General features: G+C 74.4%; 21 protein-coding genes. 6 read left to right on the top strand and 15 right to left on the bottom strand.

Features of this window, described 5'->3' with window-relative positions:
* Positions 1 to 188 precede the first annotated feature (188 nt).
* From ABIH81_RS17145 to ABIH81_RS17135, 3 genes are all read left to right on the top strand, one after another.
* Positions 189 to 818 (top strand): TIGR03085 family metal-binding protein, encoded by a 630-nt coding sequence (locus ABIH81_RS17145; protein WP_349875932.1) that lies wholly within the window; start codon positions 189 to 191, stop codon positions 816 to 818.
* A gap of 128 nt (positions 819 to 946) precedes the next feature.
* Positions 947 to 1,897 carry a terpene synthase gene (locus tag ABIH81_RS17140; protein ID WP_349875931.1) on the top strand — a complete coding sequence of 317 codons (951 nt, stop codon included), beginning with the start codon at positions 947 to 949 and terminating at the stop codon, positions 1,895 to 1,897.
* Positions 1,898 to 2,034: 137 nt separating this feature from the next.
* Positions 2,035 to 3,861 carry a long-chain fatty acid--CoA ligase gene (locus ABIH81_RS17135; RefSeq protein ID WP_349875930.1) on the top strand — a complete coding sequence of 609 codons (1,827 nt, stop codon included), beginning with the start codon at positions 2,035 to 2,037 and terminating at the stop codon, positions 3,859 to 3,861.
* A 63-nt stretch (positions 3,862 to 3,924) separates the two neighbouring features.
* On the opposite strand, the gene ABIH81_RS17130 is transcribed toward ABIH81_RS17135, so the two are convergent.
* The gene (locus ABIH81_RS17130; RefSeq protein ID WP_349875929.1) at positions 3,925 to 5,232 is read right to left on the bottom strand and encodes a low temperature requirement protein A; all 1,308 of its coding nucleotides are present in this window, start codon (positions 5,230 to 5,232) and stop codon (positions 3,925 to 3,927) included.
* Positions 5,233 to 5,305: 73 nt separating this feature from the next.
* On the bottom strand, positions 5,306 to 6,757 hold the full coding sequence (locus ABIH81_RS17125) for a PLP-dependent aminotransferase family protein (RefSeq protein ID WP_349875928.1): 1,452 nt from the start codon (positions 6,755 to 6,757) through the stop codon (positions 5,306 to 5,308).
* 59 nt (positions 6,758 to 6,816) lie between these two features.
* Between ABIH81_RS17125 and ABIH81_RS17120 the strand changes: the two genes are divergently transcribed.
* The gene (locus ABIH81_RS17120) at positions 6,817 to 7,452 is read left to right on the top strand and encodes a hypothetical protein (protein WP_349875927.1); all 636 of its coding nucleotides are present in this window, start codon (positions 6,817 to 6,819) and stop codon (positions 7,450 to 7,452) included.
* 116 nt (positions 7,453 to 7,568) lie between these two features.
* Positions 7,569 to 8,030: a hypothetical protein gene (locus ABIH81_RS17115; RefSeq protein WP_349875926.1), complete on the top strand. Its 462-nt coding sequence runs from the start codon at positions 7,569 to 7,571 to the stop codon at positions 8,028 to 8,030.
* Between the two features lie 8 nt (positions 8,031 to 8,038).
* Here ABIH81_RS17115 and hisF read toward each other — a convergent pair whose 3' ends face one another.
* From hisF to hisD, 12 genes are all read right to left on the bottom strand, one after another.
* Positions 8,039 to 8,806 (bottom strand): imidazole glycerol phosphate synthase subunit HisF, encoded by a 768-nt coding sequence (gene hisF / locus ABIH81_RS17110; RefSeq protein WP_128137456.1) that lies wholly within the window; start codon positions 8,804 to 8,806, stop codon positions 8,039 to 8,041.
* An 86-nt stretch (positions 8,807 to 8,892) separates the two neighbouring features.
* A complete protein-coding gene (locus ABIH81_RS17105) occupies positions 8,893 to 9,900 on the bottom strand; it encodes an NADP-dependent oxidoreductase (RefSeq protein ID WP_349875925.1) in 1,008 nt (335 codons plus the stop codon).
* A 108-nt stretch (positions 9,901 to 10,008) separates the two neighbouring features.
* Positions 10,009 to 10,434, bottom strand: a complete 426-nt coding sequence (locus tag ABIH81_RS17100; protein ID WP_349875924.1) for an organic hydroperoxide resistance protein — start codon at positions 10,432 to 10,434, stop codon at positions 10,009 to 10,011.
* Between the two features lies 1 nt (position 10,435).
* Positions 10,436 to 10,882 (bottom strand): MarR family transcriptional regulator, encoded by a 447-nt coding sequence (locus ABIH81_RS17095; RefSeq protein ID WP_349875923.1) that lies wholly within the window; start codon positions 10,880 to 10,882, stop codon positions 10,436 to 10,438.
* Positions 10,883 to 10,960: 78 nt separating this feature from the next.
* A complete protein-coding gene (locus ABIH81_RS17090) occupies positions 10,961 to 11,377 on the bottom strand; it encodes a RidA family protein (RefSeq protein ID WP_349875922.1) in 417 nt (138 codons plus the stop codon).
* On the bottom strand, positions 11,374 to 12,102 hold the full coding sequence (gene priA / locus ABIH81_RS17085; protein WP_018785235.1) for a bifunctional 1-(5-phosphoribosyl)-5-((5-phosphoribosylamino)methylideneamino)imidazole-4-carboxamide isomerase/phosphoribosylanthranilate isomerase PriA: 729 nt from the start codon (positions 12,100 to 12,102) through the stop codon (positions 11,374 to 11,376). Before priA ends, ABIH81_RS17090 begins: the two co-directional genes overlap by 4 nt.
* A gap of 19 nt (positions 12,103 to 12,121) precedes the next feature.
* Positions 12,122 to 12,442: a hypothetical protein gene (locus tag ABIH81_RS17080; protein WP_334463581.1), complete on the bottom strand. Its 321-nt coding sequence runs from the start codon at positions 12,440 to 12,442 to the stop codon at positions 12,122 to 12,124.
* A gap of 31 nt (positions 12,443 to 12,473) precedes the next feature.
* The gene (hisH, locus tag ABIH81_RS17075) at positions 12,474 to 13,094 is read right to left on the bottom strand and encodes an imidazole glycerol phosphate synthase subunit HisH (protein ID WP_349875921.1); all 621 of its coding nucleotides are present in this window, start codon (positions 13,092 to 13,094) and stop codon (positions 12,474 to 12,476) included.
* A complete protein-coding gene (locus ABIH81_RS17070; protein WP_349875920.1) occupies positions 13,094 to 13,261 on the bottom strand; it encodes a hypothetical protein in 168 nt (55 codons plus the stop codon). Before ABIH81_RS17070 ends, hisH begins: the two co-directional genes overlap by 1 nt.
* A 176-nt stretch (positions 13,262 to 13,437) precedes the next feature.
* The gene (gene hisB, locus ABIH81_RS17065; protein WP_349875919.1) at positions 13,438 to 14,049 is read right to left on the bottom strand and encodes an imidazoleglycerol-phosphate dehydratase HisB; all 612 of its coding nucleotides are present in this window, start codon (positions 14,047 to 14,049) and stop codon (positions 13,438 to 13,440) included.
* Positions 14,046 to 15,119 (bottom strand): histidinol-phosphate transaminase, encoded by a 1,074-nt coding sequence (locus ABIH81_RS17060; RefSeq protein ID WP_349875918.1) that lies wholly within the window; start codon positions 15,117 to 15,119, stop codon positions 14,046 to 14,048. Before ABIH81_RS17060 ends, hisB begins: the two co-directional genes overlap by 4 nt.
* A complete protein-coding gene (hisD, locus tag ABIH81_RS17055) occupies positions 15,116 to 16,441 on the bottom strand; it encodes a histidinol dehydrogenase (RefSeq protein WP_349875917.1) in 1,326 nt (441 codons plus the stop codon). The genes ABIH81_RS17060 and hisD overlap by 4 nt, the downstream gene beginning before the upstream one ends.
* 108 nt (positions 16,442 to 16,549) lie before the next feature.
* Here hisD and ABIH81_RS17050 point away from each other — a divergent pair, with 108 nt between their 5' ends.
* The gene (locus ABIH81_RS17050) at positions 16,550 to 17,254 is read left to right on the top strand and encodes an LON peptidase substrate-binding domain-containing protein (protein ID WP_120568837.1); all 705 of its coding nucleotides are present in this window, start codon (positions 16,550 to 16,552) and stop codon (positions 17,252 to 17,254) included.
* On the opposite strand, the gene ABIH81_RS17045 is transcribed toward ABIH81_RS17050, so the two are convergent.
* On the bottom strand, positions 17,220 to 18,053 hold the full coding sequence (locus ABIH81_RS17045) for a DUF2567 domain-containing protein (protein WP_349875916.1): 834 nt from the start codon (positions 18,051 to 18,053) through the stop codon (positions 17,220 to 17,222). The two genes, ABIH81_RS17050 and ABIH81_RS17045, sit on opposite strands and share 35 nt — an antisense overlap.
* Positions 18,054 to 18,058: the final 5 nt, after the last annotated feature.

The raw sequence follows: 18,058 nt of genomic DNA, 5'->3' as shown, positions 1-18,058 counted from the left end.
CCCCGCCGTAAGCCGCAGTTTTCTCCCCCATCCTTACCGCTCGCCGCCGGTCCCGCCGACCCGGCCGGGATATGTCCGCCGTCACGTTCGGTCCGGACCCGGGGCGAGGGCGGCCGGAAGCGGTCCGGGGGGCGCGATCGCGCGGGGCGTGGCGCGCCGCCCGAGCGGAACGGGCCTACGATCGGGCCATGCCGCGGTACGCCCGAGCGGAGCGCGAGGCGCTCGCCGACCTGATGCTGGAACTGGGACCGGACGCACCGACTGTGAACGAGGGGTGGACCACCCGAGACCTGGCGGCGCACCTGCTGGTGCGGGAGCGCCGGCCGGACGCGGCGGGCGGGATCGTGCTGCCGCCGCTGCGCGGCTACGGCGAGTCGGTCCGCCGGCGGATCGCCGCCGGGCCGTACGCCGACCTGATCGCCCGGGTACGCCGTCCCCCGCTGTGGAGCCCGGTGAGCAACCCGCTCACCGACGAGGTGGCCAACGGGATGGAGTTCTTCGTCCACCACGAGGACGTGCGGCGCGCCCGGCCGGGCTGGCACCCGCGCGACCTGCCGGCCGGGCAGCAGGCGGTGCTGTGGAAGCGGGTCGTGCTGCTGGCCCGGATGGCGCTGCGGCAGTTCCCGGCCGAGGTGCTGGTGCAGGCACCGGGGTACGGCGAGCTGCGGGCCGGCCGTGGCGGCGAACGGCTGCGGGTGGTGGGCGCGCCGGGCGAGCTGGTGCTGTTCCTCACCGGACGGCAGCGGGTGGCCCGGGTCCAGGTGGACGGTCCGGCCGACCGCGCCGAGCGTCTGCGCACCGCCGAACTGGGCCTGTGACCGAGGACGGGTAGCCGGCCGCTGACTGTCCGTAGAAGGTGGACAGCCAGACTTCGATAACGGTTGTGCACTCCCGTACGCTCCTGCCCGGCGGCCCCAGCGGGCGGGGCGGCGGACAGGGGACGACGATGCGCGACTTCGCCCTCTCGGCACTGCACGAGCCGCCCTTTCCCTCCCGGCGTCACCCCGCCGCCGACCTGGCGGCCGCGGAGAGCGCCGCCTGGGTACGCGACCTCGGCCTGGTGGGGGACCCGGCCGGGCGCCGGCGGCTGGCCGGGGCGCACGCGGCGGAGCTGGCCGCTCGCGCCTGCCCAGAGGCGTCGCCGCCGGGCCTGCGCCTGCTCACCGACCTGATCAACTGGCTCTTCGTGGTGGACGACGCCTGCGACGACGACGGGCTCGGCGCGGCGCCCACGCTGCTGGCACCCACGATCGCCGCGCTGCTGGCGGTGCTCGACCAGCAGGGCGACCCGGAGGCGCCCGCACCGGCCGGCGGCGGGCCGATCGCCGTGGCACTGCACGACCTCTGCCGGCGGGCCCGCGACCGGGGCCGGCCGGCCCACCTGCTGCGCCTGGTCAGCCAGTTGCGGGAGTACCTGCTGGCGCTGCTGTGGGAGGCCGCCAACCGGGAGCGCGGGCGGGTGCCGGGGGTGGCCGAGTACACGCAGATGCGCCGCCACACCGGCGGGGTTCGCCCCAGCTTCACGGTGACCGACCTGGCCCGCCCATCCACGCTCCGCGCCGACCAGCGGGTCGCGCCGGCGCTCACCGCCCTGGACACCCTCGCCACCGACCTGGTGTGCTGGTGCAACGACCTGTTCTCCTACGGCAAGGAGCGCGGCGCCGCCCCGGAGGCGCACAACCTGGTTACCACGATCGCGGGTGAGACCGGGCAGGACGAGTCGGCGGCGCTGTACGCGGCGGCGGACCGGTTCAACCAGGCCCTCGCCACGTACGCGGAGCGGGACGCGGCGCTGGGCGCCGCGGCCGACGAGGGGATGCGGGTCTTCCTCGACACCCGCCGGGACTGGATCAGGGCCACCTACGACTGGTCCCGCGGGGCCAGCCGGTACGCCTGAACGGTCCAGCAGGCGGGACCGGCGGCGACTCGGCCGATCGGGGCTAGCCGCTGGCCGGGTGCAGGCAATACCCTTCGGTAACCGCAGATCGGCGTGACCCCCGTCACGTCCCTCCACCTCTGAAGGCGGCTACAGCGATGGCTCTCGATGTACCGTACCGTTCCGTACCGGACATGTTCCTCAAGCGCGTGGCGGATTCCCCCGACCGGCACGCCTTCGCCCACCCCGCACCCGACGACTCGGGCCCGGTCTGGCTGACGTGGGAGCAGGTCGGGCAGCGCGCCAAGGCGATCGCCGCCGGGCTGCACGGGCTCGGTGTCGGCCTGGAGAATCCGGTCGCGATCCTGGCCAACACGCGCCTGGACTGGGTGCTCGCCGACTTCGGCATCATGTGCGCCGGTGGGGCCACCACCACCGTCTACCCCACCACCGAACCCGACGACGCGGTCTACATCATCGCCGACTCCGGCTCGAAGGTGCTGTTCGCGGAGAACCCGGCCCAGGCGGCGAAGATCGCCGGGGCGGACCTGCCCGCGCTGACCCACGTGGTGCTCTTCGACGGCACGCCCGACCCGGCGGCGGCCGTCCCGCAGCTCACCCTGGCCGAGCTGGAGGAGCGCGGCGCCGCCGCGCTGAGCGCCGAGCCGGACCTGATCGACATGCTCGTCGCCGGCATCGGCCCGGACCACCTGGCCACGCTGATCTACACCTCGGGCACCACCGGCCGCCCGAAGGGCGTGGAGCTGCTGCACGGCGGCTGGTGCTGGGAGGGCGTGGCCCAAGCCGAGCTGGGCCTGCTGCGCGTCGACGACCTGCAGTACCTGTGGCTGCCGCTGTCGCACTCGTTCGGCAAGACGCTGCTCTGCGGCGCGACCCACGTCGGCCTGCCCACGTACGTCGACGGCCGGGTGGACAAGCTCGTCGACCTGCTGGGCGTGGTGCGGCCGACGCTCATGTGCGGCGCGCCCCGGGTCTTCGAGAAGGTCTACAACAAGGCGGTCACCACCGCGCAGGGCGCGGGCGGCGCCAAGGCCAAGATCTTCGCCTGGGGCGTCGGGGTCGGCAAGGAGAAGGTCGCGCTGGAGCAGGCCGGCAAGCCGGTCCCGGCCGGCCTGCGGATGAAGTACGCGGTCGCCGAGAAGCTCGTGTTCAGCAAGCTCCAGGCGCGGCTCGGCGGCCGGATGCGGGTGCTGGTCTCCGGCGCGGCGCCGCTGAGCAAGGAGATCGCCACCTTCTTCGCCGCCGCCAACCTGCCCATCTCGGAGGGCTACGGTCTGACCGAGACCAGCGCGGGCGCGTTCGTGAACCCGCCCGACGGGCTGAAGATCGGCAGCGTGGGCCGGGCCATGGGCGACCTGGAGTGCCGGCTCGACACCGACGGCGAGATCCTGATGCGCGGCAAGCCGGTCATGCGCGGCTACCACAATCTGCCCGAGGAGACCGCCGCCGCGTTCACCGAGGACGGCTTCTTCCGCACCGGCGACATCGGCACGCTCGACGAAGACGGCTACCTGCGCATCACCGACCGGAAGAAGGATCTGGTCAAGACGTCCGGCGGCAAGTACGTCGCACCGTCGCACATCGAGGGCATGTTCAAGGCGGTGTGCCCGTACACCTCGCAGGCCGTGGTGATCGGGCAGGCGCGCAACTACTGCACCATGCTCGTCACGCTGGACCCGGACGCGATCAAGGGCTGGGCCGCCGGCACCCCGCTGGAGGGCAGCGACTACACCACTATCGTCACCTCCCCGCAGGCGCGGGAGATGGTCGAGGGGTACGTGGCCGAGCTGAACGCCAAGCTCAACCGCTGGGAGACGATCAAGAAGGTGACGATCCTCCCCCGTGACCTCACCATCGAGGACGGCGAGGTCACGCCGTCGCTGAAGATCAGGCGCCGCAGCGTGGAGACGAACTTCGCCTCCGAGATCGACAAGATGTACGAGGGCACGCTCGCCGAGCTGTAGCCCGCACCGCCACACGGTCGCGCCGGCCGTGCCCCACCGTCCCGGGGCACGGCCGCGCGCCGTTCACAGGTGCCGCTGCCGCCAGTGGCTCTGCTCGGCCTCGGCGGCGATCTGCTCCTCCAGCGCGAGCCGGCGTACCCGGCGCCGGAGGCCGTCCTCGCGGCGCGTCTCCCAGGCGACACCGGCACCGGTGATCACCGCGAGGACGCCGAGCGCGATCAGCTCCGGGATACGGAAGACGAACGGACCTGCCACGGCCAGCGCCACCACCGTGAGCAACAGCGGCCGGTGCACCTCGCGCAGCGCGAGCCACCAGCACCCGGCGAGGCTGAGCAGGTACAACGCCACCCCGCCGAACAGGATCGCGCCCCAGAAATCGCCCAGCGGCAGCCCCCAGGTGGGCGTGGTCGGGTCGGCGGCCTCGGCCAGCAGGTCCTTGAGGCCGAGCGCGTAGAGGATGATCCCGGCGACCATCGGGAAGTGCATGAACGTGTACACGTCCCGGCTCATCCGGAGCCGGGCGGCCTCGTCCCGGGCGTGGTGCAGCGCCTGCTCCAGCGCGAAGGCGAGCGTGTCGAAGTACGCCCACCACAGCGCCGCGACGACCACGATGCCGAGCAGCGCCGACACCGCCACCGGGGCGGTCAGCGGCAGCCCTTGCTTCGGGCCGAGTCCGAGCGCGATGATCGACTCACCGAGCGCGACGAGCACGATCAGCGCGTGCCGTTCGGCCCAGTGCCCGGCCGAGACCACCACCCACCACTGGCGGGCGAGCGTCACCCCGCCGACGTACTCGACGAGCAGCGCCAGCGTCCAGAGCGCCAGTTGCAGCGGGATCGCGAACCGCTCCTGCGGCAACCGCGACGGCACGGTTCCGGCGATGACCAGCAGCACGGTGGCGGCGGCCGGGAACGCGGCGCGCAGCAGAAGCCGGCGGCGCCGGACCGGGTCGGCGCGGTCCACCCAGCCGAAGACCGTGAGCTGGGCCATCCGGATCACGAAGTAGCAGCCGGCGAAGACCAGCGGGCCGGGCAGCCCGCCGGGGAGGTCCTCGAACGCGCTGGGCTCGCTGAGCACCAGCAGGAACGTCGCCGCCACGGTGACGAAGCCGACCAGCGGCAGGGCGCCCTGGTCGGCGCGGAAGAAGTTGCCCATCCGGGCGAAGCCGGTCCACGACCACCAGAGCAGCGCCAGCACCAGCAGGAAGCGGTAGAGGTTGGCCGGCGTGAGCTCCGAGGCGGTGAGCGTGGTGACGCTCAGGAACGCGAAGACGAAGACCAGGTCGTAGAAGAGCTCAAGCCGGGTGGTCCGGGAACCCGGTGCGGCGGACCGTGCGGTCCACGACCGCCGGACACCACTCCCGTTCCCCATCCCGGCAGTGTGCGGGCACCGCCCGTCCCACAGCCGCCGTTCGGGCATCCACCACCGGAACGGACGGGCCGGGTCAGGCGATGACGCTCGGCTCGCGCCACTGCGGGCGGCTGGTCCGGTCCAGGTCGTAGCGGACCGCCGCGAGGCGGCCGACCGCCTCCACCAGCTCGTCGGCGGGCAGGGTGAAGGGCAGCCGCAGGAAGCGCTCCAGCGTCCCGTCCAGGCCGAACCGGGGTCCGGGCGCCAGCCGTACGCCGACCTCCTCGGCCGCGCGGGCCAGCGCGCTGGAGATCGGGCCGTCCAGCTCGGCCCAGAGCGTGACGCCGCCGCTCGGCACCCGTACCCGCCAGTCGGGCAACCGGTCGGTGAGCGCCGCGACCAGGGCGTCCCGCTGGGCGACGAGCTGGGCCCGGCGGGCGGCCACGATGGCCGGCGCCTCGGTGAGCAGGTGCACGGCGACGAGCTGGTCGAGCACCGGGCTGGCCATGTCCACCCCGACCCGGGCCGCGGCCAGCCGCTGCACCTGGGGCGCGGAGGCGCGGACCCAGCCGATCCGCAGCCCGCCCCAGTAGGGCTTGCTCATGCCGCCGATGCTGATCACCCGGGAGTGCCGGTCGAAGACGGCCACCGGCGGCGGCAGCGTGGTGTCGTCCAGTGGCAGGTCGACGAAGGACTCGTCGACCACCAGGTCCGTGCCGGCCGCGTGGGCCGTGCCGACCAGCCGCTCGCGCAGGTCGGCGGCCATCAGGTGGCCGGTCGGGTTCTGGAACTCGGGGATCACGTACGCGAGCTTCGGCCGGGTCTGCCGGAGGCTGCCGAGCAGCAGTTCGGCGTCCCAGCCCTCGTCGGACAGGCCGTGCGTGGCGATGCGGGCCCGCCGGGCGGACAGCGCGGCCAGCGCGTTGGGGTAGGTGGGCGACTCGACGAGCACCCCGCCGCCGGGTGACAGGGCCAGCCGCAGCACCAGGTCCAGGGCGTGCTGGGTGCCGCTGGTGACCATGATCTGCTCCGGACTGGTGGGCAGACCGCGCTCGGTGTACCCGCGTGCCACCGCCTCGCGCAGCTCGATGATGCCGGTCGGGTGGTAGCCGGCGCCGCCGAGGTAGCGGGGCAGGTCCTCGGCCGCGGCCCGCGCGGCCGGGACGAGCTGCGGGGGCGCGGACAGCGCGGCCACGCCGAGGTCGATCATGTCGCGGTCGTCCAGCGGCGTCCACAGCCCGGTGCTGGCCACCCGGTGCCCGCCGGGCAGCATGGTCCAGCTCCCCGCACCCCGGCGGCTGGCCAGGTGGCCGCTCTCCCGCAGTTCCCGGTACGCGGCGGTGACGGTGGTCCGGCTGATCCGCAGCGCCTCGGCCAGCTCCCGCTCGGCCGGCAGGCGTACCCCGAGGGGCAGCCGCCCGTCGGCGAGCAACCCGCGGACGGCGGCGGCGAGCGCGGCGTAGTCGGGGCTGCGCCGGCGGCCCGGCAGGGCGTGCCACTGGCCGAGGAGTCGCGCCAATTGGACGCCGCGCACCTGGCTGGTCATGGCCACACCTCCGAAATTGGCACCCTTGATGACCGCGATTGGCCCCTAGGGTGGCATGCATGGCACAGCTTGGCAATCTCCGGCACCGGCCGGCGCGGCGACTCACCCAGCTCTACGCAGGGCTCGTCCTGTACGGCGTGAGCATGGCGCTGATGATCCGGTCGGAGCTGGGACTGGACCCGTGGGACGTGTTCCACCAGGGGCTCGCCCGGCAGACCGGCCTGTCCTTCGGCACCGTCACCATCGCCGTCGGCGCCCTCGTGCTGCTGCTCTGGATCCCGCTGCGGCAGCGGCCCGGCCTCGGCACGGTCAGCAACGTCGTGGTGATCGGACTGGTCGTCGACGCCACCCTGGCCGTGCTGCCGCCCGGGGAGGGTATGCCGGCGCGCGTCGCGCTGCTCGTCGCCGGGATCGTCGCCAACGGCGCCGCCACCGGCCTCTACCTCGGCGCCGGGCTCGGCCCCGGCCCGCGCGACGGGCTGATGACCGGCTTCGTCGCCCGCCACCCCCGGTTCTCGGTCCGGCTGGTCCGCACCGTCATCGAGATCACCGTGCTGGCGTTCGGCTGGCTGCTCGGCGGCACCGTCGGCCTCGGCACGGTGGCCTACGCGCTGACCATCGGCCCGCTGGCCCAGTTCTTCATCCCGGTCTTCGCGCTGCCCGCACGACCGGCGGCCGGCGCCTACGCTACGTGACCGCGGCCGGGCCGACCGCCACGGCCCGGCCCGAGCCGCAACGCGCTGAGCTGCGACGACGCAGAACCGGTAAACCAGGTGTTTCCTCCGCCGTCGCCGCCGGGCATCATTCCTGCATGGGGGAGAACGGATGGCGTTGGAGCGACGCCTGGATCTTCGTCGCGTTGGTCATCGCCAGTGGCGCCGGCCGGCACCGGCGGGCCGCCGCGACACGCCGCCCCGAAGGCGTACGGCTGGCCGACGTCCTCTCCACCGCCGACCACCTCAACCAGGCCCTCCCGGAACGACACGAGGTGGAGGGAGCGGTCCGGCGGCTCGTCGGCGCGGGCCTGGTCAGCGTCGCCGACGGCTGGTTCCGGGTCACCCCGGACGGTGAGCGGCTCTGGCGCACCCGGCCCAGCGCCGGGCTCGGCACCACAGTCGACACGGTGCAGGGCGTGCTGACCCGGCGGCACCCGCCCGCCGAGTCCGAGTGGCAGCTCGCCGAGGACGACCACGCCGCCGCCGTGCAGGAGTACGTGGTCCGGTCGATCCCGATGCCGCGCCGCTCCCCCGAGGGGCACTCCGGCCGGCAGTGACCGGCGCGTCAGCGCACCGGGTGCCCGGCCCCGCGCAGCGCGTCCTTGACCTCGCCGACTGTCAGTTCGCCGAAGTGGAAGACGCTGGCCGCGAGCACCGCGTCCGCCCCGGCGCCGACGGCCGGCGGGAAGTGGGCCACCTCGCCCGCGCCGCCGCTGGCGATCACCGGCACGTCGACCACCTCGCGGACCGCCTGGATCAGCGCCAGGTCGAACCCGGCCTTGGTGCCGTCGGCGTCCATCGAGTTGAGCAGGATCTCGCCCGCGCCCAGCTCGGCGCCGCGCGCCGCCCACTCGACCGCGTCCAGCCCGGTGCCCCGGCGGCCGCCGTGCGTGGTCACCTCGAAGCCGCTCGGCGTCGTGCCGGCCGGTGCGCGGCGCACGTCCAGCGAGAGCACCAGGACCTGGCGGCCGAACCGGTCGGCGATCTCGGCGATCAGCTCCGGCCGGGCGATGGCGGCGGTGTTCACGCCGACCTTGTCCGCACCGGCGCGCAGCAGCGTGTCGACGTCGGCGACCCGGCGTACGCCGCCGCCCACGGTGAGCGGGATGAAGACCGACTCGGCGGTGCGCCGCACCACGTCGAGCATGGTGCCCCGGTCGCTGGACGAGGCGGTGACGTCGAGGAAGGTCAGCTCGTCTGCGCCGGCCCGGTCGTACGCCGCCGCCAGCTCCACCGGGTCGCCGGCGTCGCGCAGGTCGAGGAAGTTGACCCCCTTGACCACGCGCCCGGCGTCCACGTCCAGACACGGGATGACCCGTACCGCCACCGTCATGCCCCGAGCCTAACGAACGCGCGGGCGGTGGTGACCCGCCGGTGAGGCCGGTCACCACCGCCCGCGGTGGAGTGCGTTCGCGCCGGTCAGAGACGGACCAGCATCTTGCCGAGGTTCTCGCCGCGCAGCAGGCCGAGGAACGCCTCGGGGGCGCGCTCGATGCCGTCGACGATCGTCTCGTCGTACGACAGCCGGCCCTCGCGCAGCCAGCCCGCCACCTCCTGCACGAACTGCTCCCGCAGGTGACCGTGGTCACCGACGAGGAAGCCGCGCAGCGTCAGCCGCTTGCCGATCACCAGCGCCAGGTTGCGCGGCGCGGCGGGCGGCTCGGTGGCGTTGTACTGCGCGATCATGCCGCAGATGGCGGCCCGGCCGTGCAGGTTCATCGCCCCGATCGCGGCCTCCAGGTGGTCCCCGCCGACGTTGTCGAAGTACACGTCGACGCCGTCCGGGGCGGCGGCCTTGAGCTGCTTGTACACCGGGCCGTCGTGGTAGTCGAACGCGGCGTCGAAGCCGAGCGCGGTGAGGCGCTCCACCTTCGCCGGGGAACCGGCGCTGCCGATCACCCGGCCGGCGCCGCGCAGCTTCGCGATCTGGCCGACCATGCTGCCCACCGCGCCGGCCGCGCCGGAGACGAACACGGTCTCCCCCGGCTTCATCGCGGCCACGTCGAGCAGCCCGGCGTACGCGGTCAGCCCGGTCATGCCGAGCACGCCCAGGTACGCGGTGACCGGCGCCAGGCCGGGATCGACCTTGCGGACGCCCTTGGCGTCCACCAGCGCGTACTCGCGCCAGCCGAGCCCGTGCAGCACCGTGTCGCCGGGCTTGACGCCGCCGGCCTCGCCGGCCACCACCTCACCGATCGCGCCGCCGTCCAGCGGGGCGTCGAGCGCGAACGGCGGCACGTACGACTTGACGTCGTTCATCCGCCCGCGCATGTACGGGTCGACGGACATGAACCGGTTGCGGACCACGACCTGTCCCGGGCCCGGCGTCGGCACCTCGGTGGTGACCAGCCGGAAGTTCTCCGGCGTCGGCCAGCCGTCCGGCCGGGACGCCAGGTGGATCTCCCGGTTGACGCTCGTCTCGCTCACCAGACCTCCTCGGTTCGCACTGCGGGGCTCCGCTGCGCTGCACTCCTCGTGCTCACAGGACCTCCTCGGTTCGCACTGCGGGGCTCCGCTGCGCTGCACTCCTCGTGCTCACAGGACCTCGCGGACCGTGCGGGTCACCTCGACGTTGCCCCGGGTCGCGTTGGAGTAGGGGCAGACCTGGTCGGCCGCGTCGACGAGCTGCTCGGCGGCCGCGCGCTCGACCGCGGGCAGGTCCACCACGAGCGTCACGGCCAGGCCGTAGCCGCCGCTGCCGCTCGGGCCGATACCCACCTCGGCCTCGACGACGGAGCCGGAGACGTCCGCCTTGGCCCGGCGGGCCACCACGCGCAGCGCGGAGTGGAAGCAGGCCGCGTAGCCGGCCGCGAAGAGTTGCTCCGGGTTGGCCGCGCCGCCGGCGCCGCCCATCTCCTTCGGTACGGCGAGGTCCAGCTCGACCGTGCCGTCGGAGGTCCGGACGTGACCGTCGCGGCCGTCGCCTGTGGCGCGGGCGGAGGCGGTGTAGAGCACCTGCATGTCACTGCTCCTTCTGTCGGTGGATCGTCTCGGTGACCCGGGTGAGGATGCCGTGGAGGAAGACCAGTTCGGCCTCGGTGAGCCCGGTGGCCGTGGTCACCCGGCGCGGCACGTCACCCATCCGCTCCCGCAGCGCGCGGCCCCGGTCGGTGAGGCCCACCTCGACCCGGCGCTCATCCGCCGCCGAGCGGGTACGCACCACCAGACCGGCCGCCTCCAGCCGCTTGAGCAGCGGGGAGAGCGTGCCGGAGTCGAGCCGGAGCGCAGCCCCGAGTTCGGAGACCGTGGGGGCGTCGTCGTCGCGCTCCCAGAGCACCAGCAGCACCAGGTACTGCGGGTAGGTCAGGCCGTGCTCGTCGAGGATGGGCCGGTAGACGTCGGTCAGGGCGCGCGACGCCGTGTAGAGCGCGAAGCACACCTGCCGGCGAAGTACCAGATCATCGGTCACGCCCTGAACCGTAGCGCGCAATCAAGTTGTGCACAACTTGTCGGGCCGAGAAGCGGCGTCGACCACGCCGGGCGCCGCTCAGCGGTCCGGCAGGTACGCCTCCAGCTCGACCTCGACCAGGAGATCCGGGTCGATCAGCCCGGCCACCACCACCATCGTGGCGACCGGGCGCACCGGGCCGAACACCGCGTTGTGCGCCCGGCCCACCTCGTCGGCGTAGATCCGGTCCGTCACGTACATCCGCGTCCGCACCACGTCACCCGGCCCGGCGCCGACCTCGGCAAGCGCGTCCAGGCCGATCCGCATCGCCTGCGCGGTCTGCGCCGCCGCGTCACCGGCGTGCGCCACCCGGCCGTCCACGGTGGACGTGCAGCCGGCGGTGATCGCCAGCGAGCCGGCCCGGACCACCCGCGAGTAGCCGTACAGCGCCTCCCACGGGCCGCCCGAGCCGAGCCGGGTCACCACCCCGGCGTCCACAGGCGGCTCGGCCGTCACGCGCCGGCCCGCAGCGTCGCCAGCGCCTCGGCGACGGTGAACGCGCCCGCGTAGAGCGCCTTGCCGGCGATCACACCCTCCACACCCACCGGCTCCAGCGTGGCCAGCGCCCGCAGGTCGTCCAGCGTGGACACGCCGCCGGAGGCGATCACCGGGGCGTCGGTGCGGGCGCACACCTCGCGCAGCAGGTCCAGGTTGGGCCCGCGCATCGTGCCGTCCTTGGTGATGTCGGTGACCACGTACCGCGCCGCGCCGGCGGCGTCGAGCCGGGCCAGCACCTCGTAGAGGTCACCGCCGTCGCGGGTCCAGCCGCGCGCCGAGAGGGTACGGCCGCGCACGTCCAGCCCGATCGCCACCCGGTCGCCGTACTCGCCGCAGATCCGGTCGCACCACTGCGGATCCTCCAGCGCGGCGGTGCCGATGTTGACCCGGGCCGCCCCGGTGCCGAGCGCCGCCCGCAGCGACTCGTCGTCGCGGATGCCGCCGGACAACTCCACCTTCACGTCCAGCTTGCCGACCACCTCGGCGAGCAGCGCGGCGTTGGAGCCCCGCCCGAACGCGGCGTCCAGGTCGACCAGGTGGATCCACTCCGCGCCGTCGGACTGCCAGGCCAGAGCCGCGTCCAGCGGGTCGCCGTACGCGGTCTCGCTACCGGCGGCGCCCTGCACGAGCCGGACGGCCTGGCCGTCGGCGACGTCCACGGCGGGCAACAGGGTGAGGCTCAACGCTTCTCTCCTCGGATCCTCAACGACGGTCCAGCGCGATCACCACGATCGCGGGCAGGACCAGCAACAACAACACGACCAGCACCAGCCGCAGCGCGAGGTCGTCCACCAGATTCCAGATGGCGACCACCGCCACCACGGTGAGCACCAGGATCGTCGCCCGCTCCCGGCGGGTGTGCCGGCGCAGCCGGCCGGTACGCCCGCGCCGCAGCGACGGCGTCAGCCGGCGTACCAGGGAACGACGCCGTTCCCGGCGCGCCACCCGGCGGGCGCGGGCGGCGCGCGCCCGCTCCTGCTCGGCCTCGCGCTCCGCGCGGCGGCGGGCCCGCTCCTTGCTCACGCGCACACCCGTGCGCCCGCCAGCGGGCCGGTCACAGCGTGCCGAGCCAGTTGCGCAGCAGCGCGGCGCCGGCGTCGGCCGACTTCTCCGGGTGGAACTGCGCGGCCGAGAGCGGCCCCCGCTCCACCGCCGCGACGAAGTCCGCGCCGTGGTGCGCGGTGGTCACCGTCGCGCCCGCCTCGGCCAGCGCCGCCGGGTCGGTCACCCCGTAGGAGTGGACGAAGTAGAACCGGGTGCCGGCCGGCAGCCCGGCGAACAGCGTCGAGCCGGCCGGCGGCTGCACGGTGTTCCAGCCCATGTGCGGCAGCCGCCGCGCCGGCAGCCGGGTCACGCCGCCGGGCAGCAGCCCGAGCCCCTTGGTGACCACGCCGTGCTCCTCGCCGTGCCCGAACAGGATCTGCATGCCGACGCAGATGCCCAGCACCGGCCGCCCGGCGGCGACCCGGTCGGCGATGACCGGCCCGGCGCCCAGCGCCTCGATCCCGGCCATGCACGCGGCGAACGCGCCCACGCCCGGCACCACCAAGCCGTCGGCCGACGCGGCGGCGTCCAGGTCGTCGGTGACAGTCACCTCGGCGCCGGCGCGCTCCAGCGCGCGCTCGGCCGAGCGCAGGTTGCCCGATCCGTAGTCGAGCACCACCACCCGTGCCATCAGCTCTCCCCCGGCAGCAGCCAGAGCACCCCGGCGACGGTGGCCAGCACCGCCAGCAGGCCGGTGACCACCACGGCGGCGCGGGGCGCGCCCTGCTTGAGCAGCGACCACGTCCCGCCGACCAGCAGGCCGGCCAGGATCAACAGAAGTGTGGGCAGCACCTTCATCAGAGCCTGCCTTCATTCGCGACTGCGGGACTCCGCTGCGCTGCGTTCCTCGCGCTCATCAGAGCCTGCCTCCATTCGCGACTGCGGGACTCCGCTGCGCTGCGTTCCTCGCGCTCATCAGAGCCTGCCTCCATTCGCGACTGCGGGACTCCGCTGCGCTGCGTTCCTCGCGCTCATCAGAGAGCGCCCTTCGTGGACGGCACCACGCCCGCGTTACGCGGATCGATCGCGGTGGCCTCGCGCAGCGCGCGGGAGACGGCCTTGAACTGCGCCTCGACCACGTGGTGGGCGTCCGGGTGGCCGCCGGGACGAGCCGCACGCAGCACGTCCACGTGCAGCGTGATCCGGGCCGACTGACCGAACGACTCCCAGATGTGCCGGGTCATGCTCGTCGGGTAGACCGGCCCGATGTACGGGGCCAGCGCCGGCTCGTCGTGCACCACGTACGGGCGGCCGGACAGGTCGACGGCGGCCCGGACCAGCACCTCGTCCATCGGGACGGTGGCCGAGCCGTACCGCCGGATGCCGGCCTTGTCACCCAGCGCCCGGTCGAACGCGGCGCCCAGCGCGAGCGCGGTGTCCTCCATCGTGTGGTGCGCGTCGATCTCCAGGTCGCCGACGGTGTGCACGGTCAGGTCGAAGCCGCCGTGCCGGGCGATCTGGTTGAGCATGTGGTCGTAGAAGCCGACGCCGGTGGAGATGTCGGCCTTGCCGGTGCCGTCGAGGTCGATCTCGACGAGCACCTTCGTCTCGTTGGTGACCCGCTCGATCCGGGCGATCCGGCTCATGAAACTGTCTCCATCGCGGTGAGGAAGGCGTCGGTCTCGGTCGGGGTGCCCGCGGTGACGCGCAGCCAGCCGGGCAGGCCGACGTCGCGCACCAGCACGCCGGCATCGAGCAGGGTACGCCAGGCCACCGCCTGGTCCCCCTCGACGGCGAACAGCACGAAGTTGGCGTCGCTGTCGGCCACCCGGTGGCCCCGGGCGCGCAGCTCGGCGACGATCCGGTCCCGCTGCTGCATGATCGCGGCCACGGTGCCGAGCAGGGCGTCGCGGTGCGCCAGCGCCGCGCGGGCGGCGGCCTGGGTGAGCGCGGACAGGTGGTACGGCAGCCGGACCAGCTGCACCGCGTCCACCACCGCCGGGTCGGCGGCCAGGTAACCGAGCCGCCCGCCGGCGAACCCGAACGCCTTGCTCATGGTGCGGGTCACCACCAGCCGCGGGTGGCCGGGCAGCACCGCGAGCGCGCTCACCGTCCCGGGCCGGGCGAACTCGGCGTACGCCTCGTCCACGATCACCATGCCGGGTGCCTCGTCCAGCACGGCGGCGACCACTGCCGGATCGAGCGCGGTGCCCGTCGGGTTGTTCGGCGAGCAGAGGAACACCACGTCCGGCCGGTACTCGCGGACCTGGGCCACCGCCTCGCCGGCGGTGAGCCCGAAGTCCTCGCCGCGCCGGGCGGGCACCCACCGGGTGCCGGTGCCGAGCGCCAGCAGCGGGTGCATCGAGTACGCCGGGATGAAGCCGAGCGCGGTGCGCCCGGGACCGCCGAACGCCTGGAGCAGTTGCTGCTGGATCTCGTTGGAGCCGTTCGCGGCCCACACGTGGTCGGCGGTGAGCCCGTGACCGAGGTAGGCGGCCAGGTCGGCGCGCAGCGCCACCGCGTCCCGGTCCGGGTAGCGGTTGAGGTCGCGCAGCTCGGCGGCGACCGCCTTGCCGATCGCCTCCACCACCGGCTCGGGCACCGGGTAGGAGTTCTCGTTGGTGTTCAGCCGCACCGGCACGTCGAGCTGCGGCGCCCCGTACGGCGTCCGCCCGCGCAGGTCGTCACGGATCGGCAGATCGTCGAGCGTGGTCACGACGCGCCGCCCTCGGGGAACCGGACGCTGACCGCCTGGCCGTGCGCGGGCAGATCCTCCACCGTTGCCAGCGTGACCACGTGCGGCGCCACCTCGCGCAACGCGTCCTGCGTGTATTCGACCAGGTGGACGCCGCGCAGGAAGGACTGCACGGACAGCCCGGAGGAGTGCCGGGCGCAGCCGCCGGTGGGCAGCACGTGGTTGGAGCCCGCGCAGTAGTCGCCGAGCGACACCGGCGACCAGGCGCCGACGAACACCGCTCCGGCGTTGCGGACCCGCAGCGCCCACTCGCGGGCGTTCTCGGTCTGGATCTCCAGGTGCTCGGCCGCGTACGCGTCGACCACCCGCAGCCCGGCCTCCAGGTCGTCGACCAGGACCACGCCGCTCTGCTCGCCGCGCAGCGCGGTGCCGATCCGCTCGGCGTGCTTGGCCGCCGGCGCCTGCCGGGCCAGCTCCGCGTCGACCGCGTCGGCCAGCGCGGTGGACGGGGTGACGAGCACGCTCGCGGCGAGCGGGTCGTGCTCGGCCTGGCTGATCAGGTCGGCGGCGACGTGCGCCGGGTCGGCGGTGTCGTCGGCCAGGATCGCGATCTCGGTCGGGCCGGCCTCGGCGTCGATGCCGACCACGCCGCGCAGCAGCCGCTTCGCGGCGGTGACCCAGATGTTGCCCGGACCGGTGATCATGTCGACCGGCTCGCAGCGCCCGTCGCCGGCCGGGTCGGCGCTCGCGCCGTAGGCGAGCATGGCGACCGCCTGGGCGCCGCCGACCGCGTACACCTCGTCCACGCCGAGCAGCGCGCAGGCGGCGAGAACCCGCCGGTCCGGCAGCCCGTCGTTGTCCTTCTGCGGCGGGCTCACCACCACCAGCGAACGCACCCCGGCCGCCTGGGCCGGGACCACGTTCATCACCACGGTCGACGGGTACATGGCCAGGCCGCCGGGGACGTAGAGACCGACCCGGTCGACCGGCACCCACCGCTCGGTCACCGTGCCGCCCGGCACCACAGTCGTGGTGTGGTCGGTGCGGCGCTGGTCGGCGTGGACCCTGCGAGCCCGGGTGATCGACTCCAGCAGCGCGGCGCGTACCTGCGGGTCCAGCTCGCTCTCGGCGGCGCGGATCGTCTCGACCGGCACCCGCAGCCGCTCGGGGGAGACGCCGTCGAACCGTTCGCTCGCCTCCCGGATCGCCGGGTACCCATGGTCCCGGACCGCCTCCACGAGCGGGCGGATCCGCTCGACCGCCACGGAGACGTCGAGCTGGGCACGGGGCAGCAGGCGGCGCGGGTCACGGGCCCCGCCGCGCAGGTCGATCCGATTCAGCACGCCTGCGAGTCTAGGCCGCCGCCGGGGTCACCGGCCGGGCCCGCCCGCACGCCGGGACGGTGAGCCGGGACACGCGCGGGCGGGCGGGTTGGCGATACGCTCGATCACGTGAGCGCACGGCTGCCGGTGTTCCCGCTCGGGACCGTCCTCTTCCCCGGGCTGGTCCTTCCGCTGCACATCTTCGAGGAGCGCTACAAGGCGCTGGTGCGCCACCTCGTGGGGCTGCCCGAGGGCGCGCCGCGCGAGTTCGGCGTGGTGGCGATCCAGGCCGGCTGGGAGGTCGCGCCGGCCGGGCCGCCGGGGCGTTCCGGGCCGGCCGGCGGCGAGGTCACGCTGCACGAGGTGGGCTGCACCGCCGAGCTGCGGCAGGTCACCGAGCTGGCGGACGGCGGCTTCGACATCGTCACCGTCGGGCGGCGGCGGTTCCGGGTCGCCGAGGTGGACGACTCCGCCGAGCCGTACCTCACCGCCGAGGTGGAGTGGCTGCCGGAACCGGACGGCCCGGACGAGGTCTCCGACCTGCTGGCGGCCCGGGTGATCTCGGTGTTCCGGCAATATCTGGGCCTGATCCGGCCGGACCAGCAGGAGATCACCGAGCAGTTGCCGGAGGATCCGACGGTCCTGTCGCACCTGGTCGCCGCGACCGCCGCGCTGACCGTCGCCGACCGGCAGCGGCTGCTCGCCGTCGACGACACCGCCGGCCGGCTGCGCGCCGAGCTTCGCCTGCTCAACCGGGAGACGGCGTTGCTGCGGCAGGTGCGCGCGGTGCCGGTGCCGCTCAGCGAGCTGGCTGGTCCCCCGGCGCCGAACTGAACCCGGGCGGGGGCGGCCAGGCCGCGCCGGGCTCCGGCTCCGGCTCCGGCCGCAGCGACGGCCACCGCGACCAGCCCGCCAGCAGCGTGTACGTGACTGCCGCGCCGAACGCGGCGAGCAGCAGGTTCCCGTGTGGCAGCGGCAGCGGGCCGTACCAGTCGACGCCGCCGGCGCGCAGGTCGACGGGCTTGGTGAACGCGGCGCCCGGCGGCGCGGTCTCCACCAGCCGCTGGAACGTCGACAACCCGATCCGGCGGCCGACCTGCCAGGCCACCACCGCCGCGCCGAGACCGCCGAGCGTCACCGCGAGCAGGCCGGCCGGGCCGCGCCGACGGCGCAGCAGCACCCACAGGGCGACTGCGGCGAGCACGCCGAAGCCGAGCGTCAGGAGGCTGAACCAGCCGTCCGCGGCGATCGGCTGCTCCGGCTGCGTGGTCGCGTAGACCGTGCCGGCCGGGGTCTGCCGCACCGGGGTGGCGGGCGCCGCCCACGCCCACAGCAGCCCCAGCGGCGCGCCGAGCGCGGTGAGCAGCGCGACCACGCCGAGCGCGGTGACCAGCGGGCGGCCGGACCGGGAGGCGCCGGGCAGCTCCGCCACCACGCCGGGGTGCCCGGCGAGCGGGTCGGCGCCGGGCGCGGTGACCGGCGTGCCGGCGGGTACCGGCAGGCCACCGGGCCAGCCGGGCGGCTGCTCGCGCTCGGGCCACGCGCCGCCGGGCCGCGGGGCCTCGCCGGGCCGCGGGGCGGTGCCGTCGGTGCGCTCACGCGCCCGCTCGGGCTCAGGGGTGTCCGGACTCACCCGTT

It is taken from the genome of Micromonospora sp. HUAS YX12 (assembly GCF_040215685.1).
GTDB lineage: Bacteria > Actinomycetota > Actinomycetes > Mycobacteriales > Micromonosporaceae > Micromonospora > Micromonospora tulbaghiae.
The sequence above is the reverse complement of the archived record's forward strand: the minus strand, read 5'-3'. Positions and strand labels throughout refer to the sequence as shown.

Excerpts from the sequence above, each read along its gene's own strand:
- ABIH81_RS17100 (WP_349875924.1), bottom strand. The coding sequence starts at position 10,434 with ATGCAGGTGCTCTACACCGCCTCCGCCCGCGCCACAGGCGACGGCCGC.
- ABIH81_RS17135 (WP_349875930.1), top strand. The coding sequence starts at position 2,035 with ATGGCTCTCGATGTACCGTACCGTTCCGTACCGGACATGTTCCTCAAG.
- hisB (WP_349875919.1), bottom strand. The coding sequence starts at position 14,049 with ATGAGCCGGATCGCCCGGATCGAGCGGGTCACCAACGAGACGAAGGTG.
- hisF (WP_128137456.1), bottom strand. The coding sequence starts at position 8,806 with ATGACGGTGGCGGTACGGGTCATCCCGTGTCTGGACGTGGACGCCGGG.
- ABIH81_RS17125 (WP_349875928.1), bottom strand. The coding sequence starts at position 6,757 with ATGACCAGCCAGGTGCGCGGCGTCCAATTGGCGCGACTCCTCGGCCAG.
- hisH (WP_349875921.1), bottom strand. The coding sequence starts at position 13,094 with ATGGCACGGGTGGTGGTGCTCGACTACGGATCGGGCAACCTGCGCTCG.
- ABIH81_RS17115 (WP_349875926.1), top strand. The coding sequence starts at position 7,569 with ATGGGGGAGAACGGATGGCGTTGGAGCGACGCCTGGATCTTCGTCGCG.
- ABIH81_RS17145 (WP_349875932.1), top strand. The coding sequence starts at position 189 with ATGCCGCGGTACGCCCGAGCGGAGCGCGAGGCGCTCGCCGACCTGATG.
- ABIH81_RS17070 (WP_349875920.1), bottom strand. The coding sequence starts at position 13,261 with ATGAAGGTGCTGCCCACACTTCTGTTGATCCTGGCCGGCCTGCTGGTC.
- ABIH81_RS17130 (WP_349875929.1), bottom strand. The coding sequence starts at position 5,232 with ATGGGGAACGGGAGTGGTGTCCGGCGGTCGTGGACCGCACGGTCCGCC.
- ABIH81_RS17120 (WP_349875927.1), top strand. The coding sequence starts at position 6,817 with ATGGCACAGCTTGGCAATCTCCGGCACCGGCCGGCGCGGCGACTCACC.
- ABIH81_RS17140 (WP_349875931.1), top strand. The coding sequence starts at position 947 with ATGCGCGACTTCGCCCTCTCGGCACTGCACGAGCCGCCCTTTCCCTCC.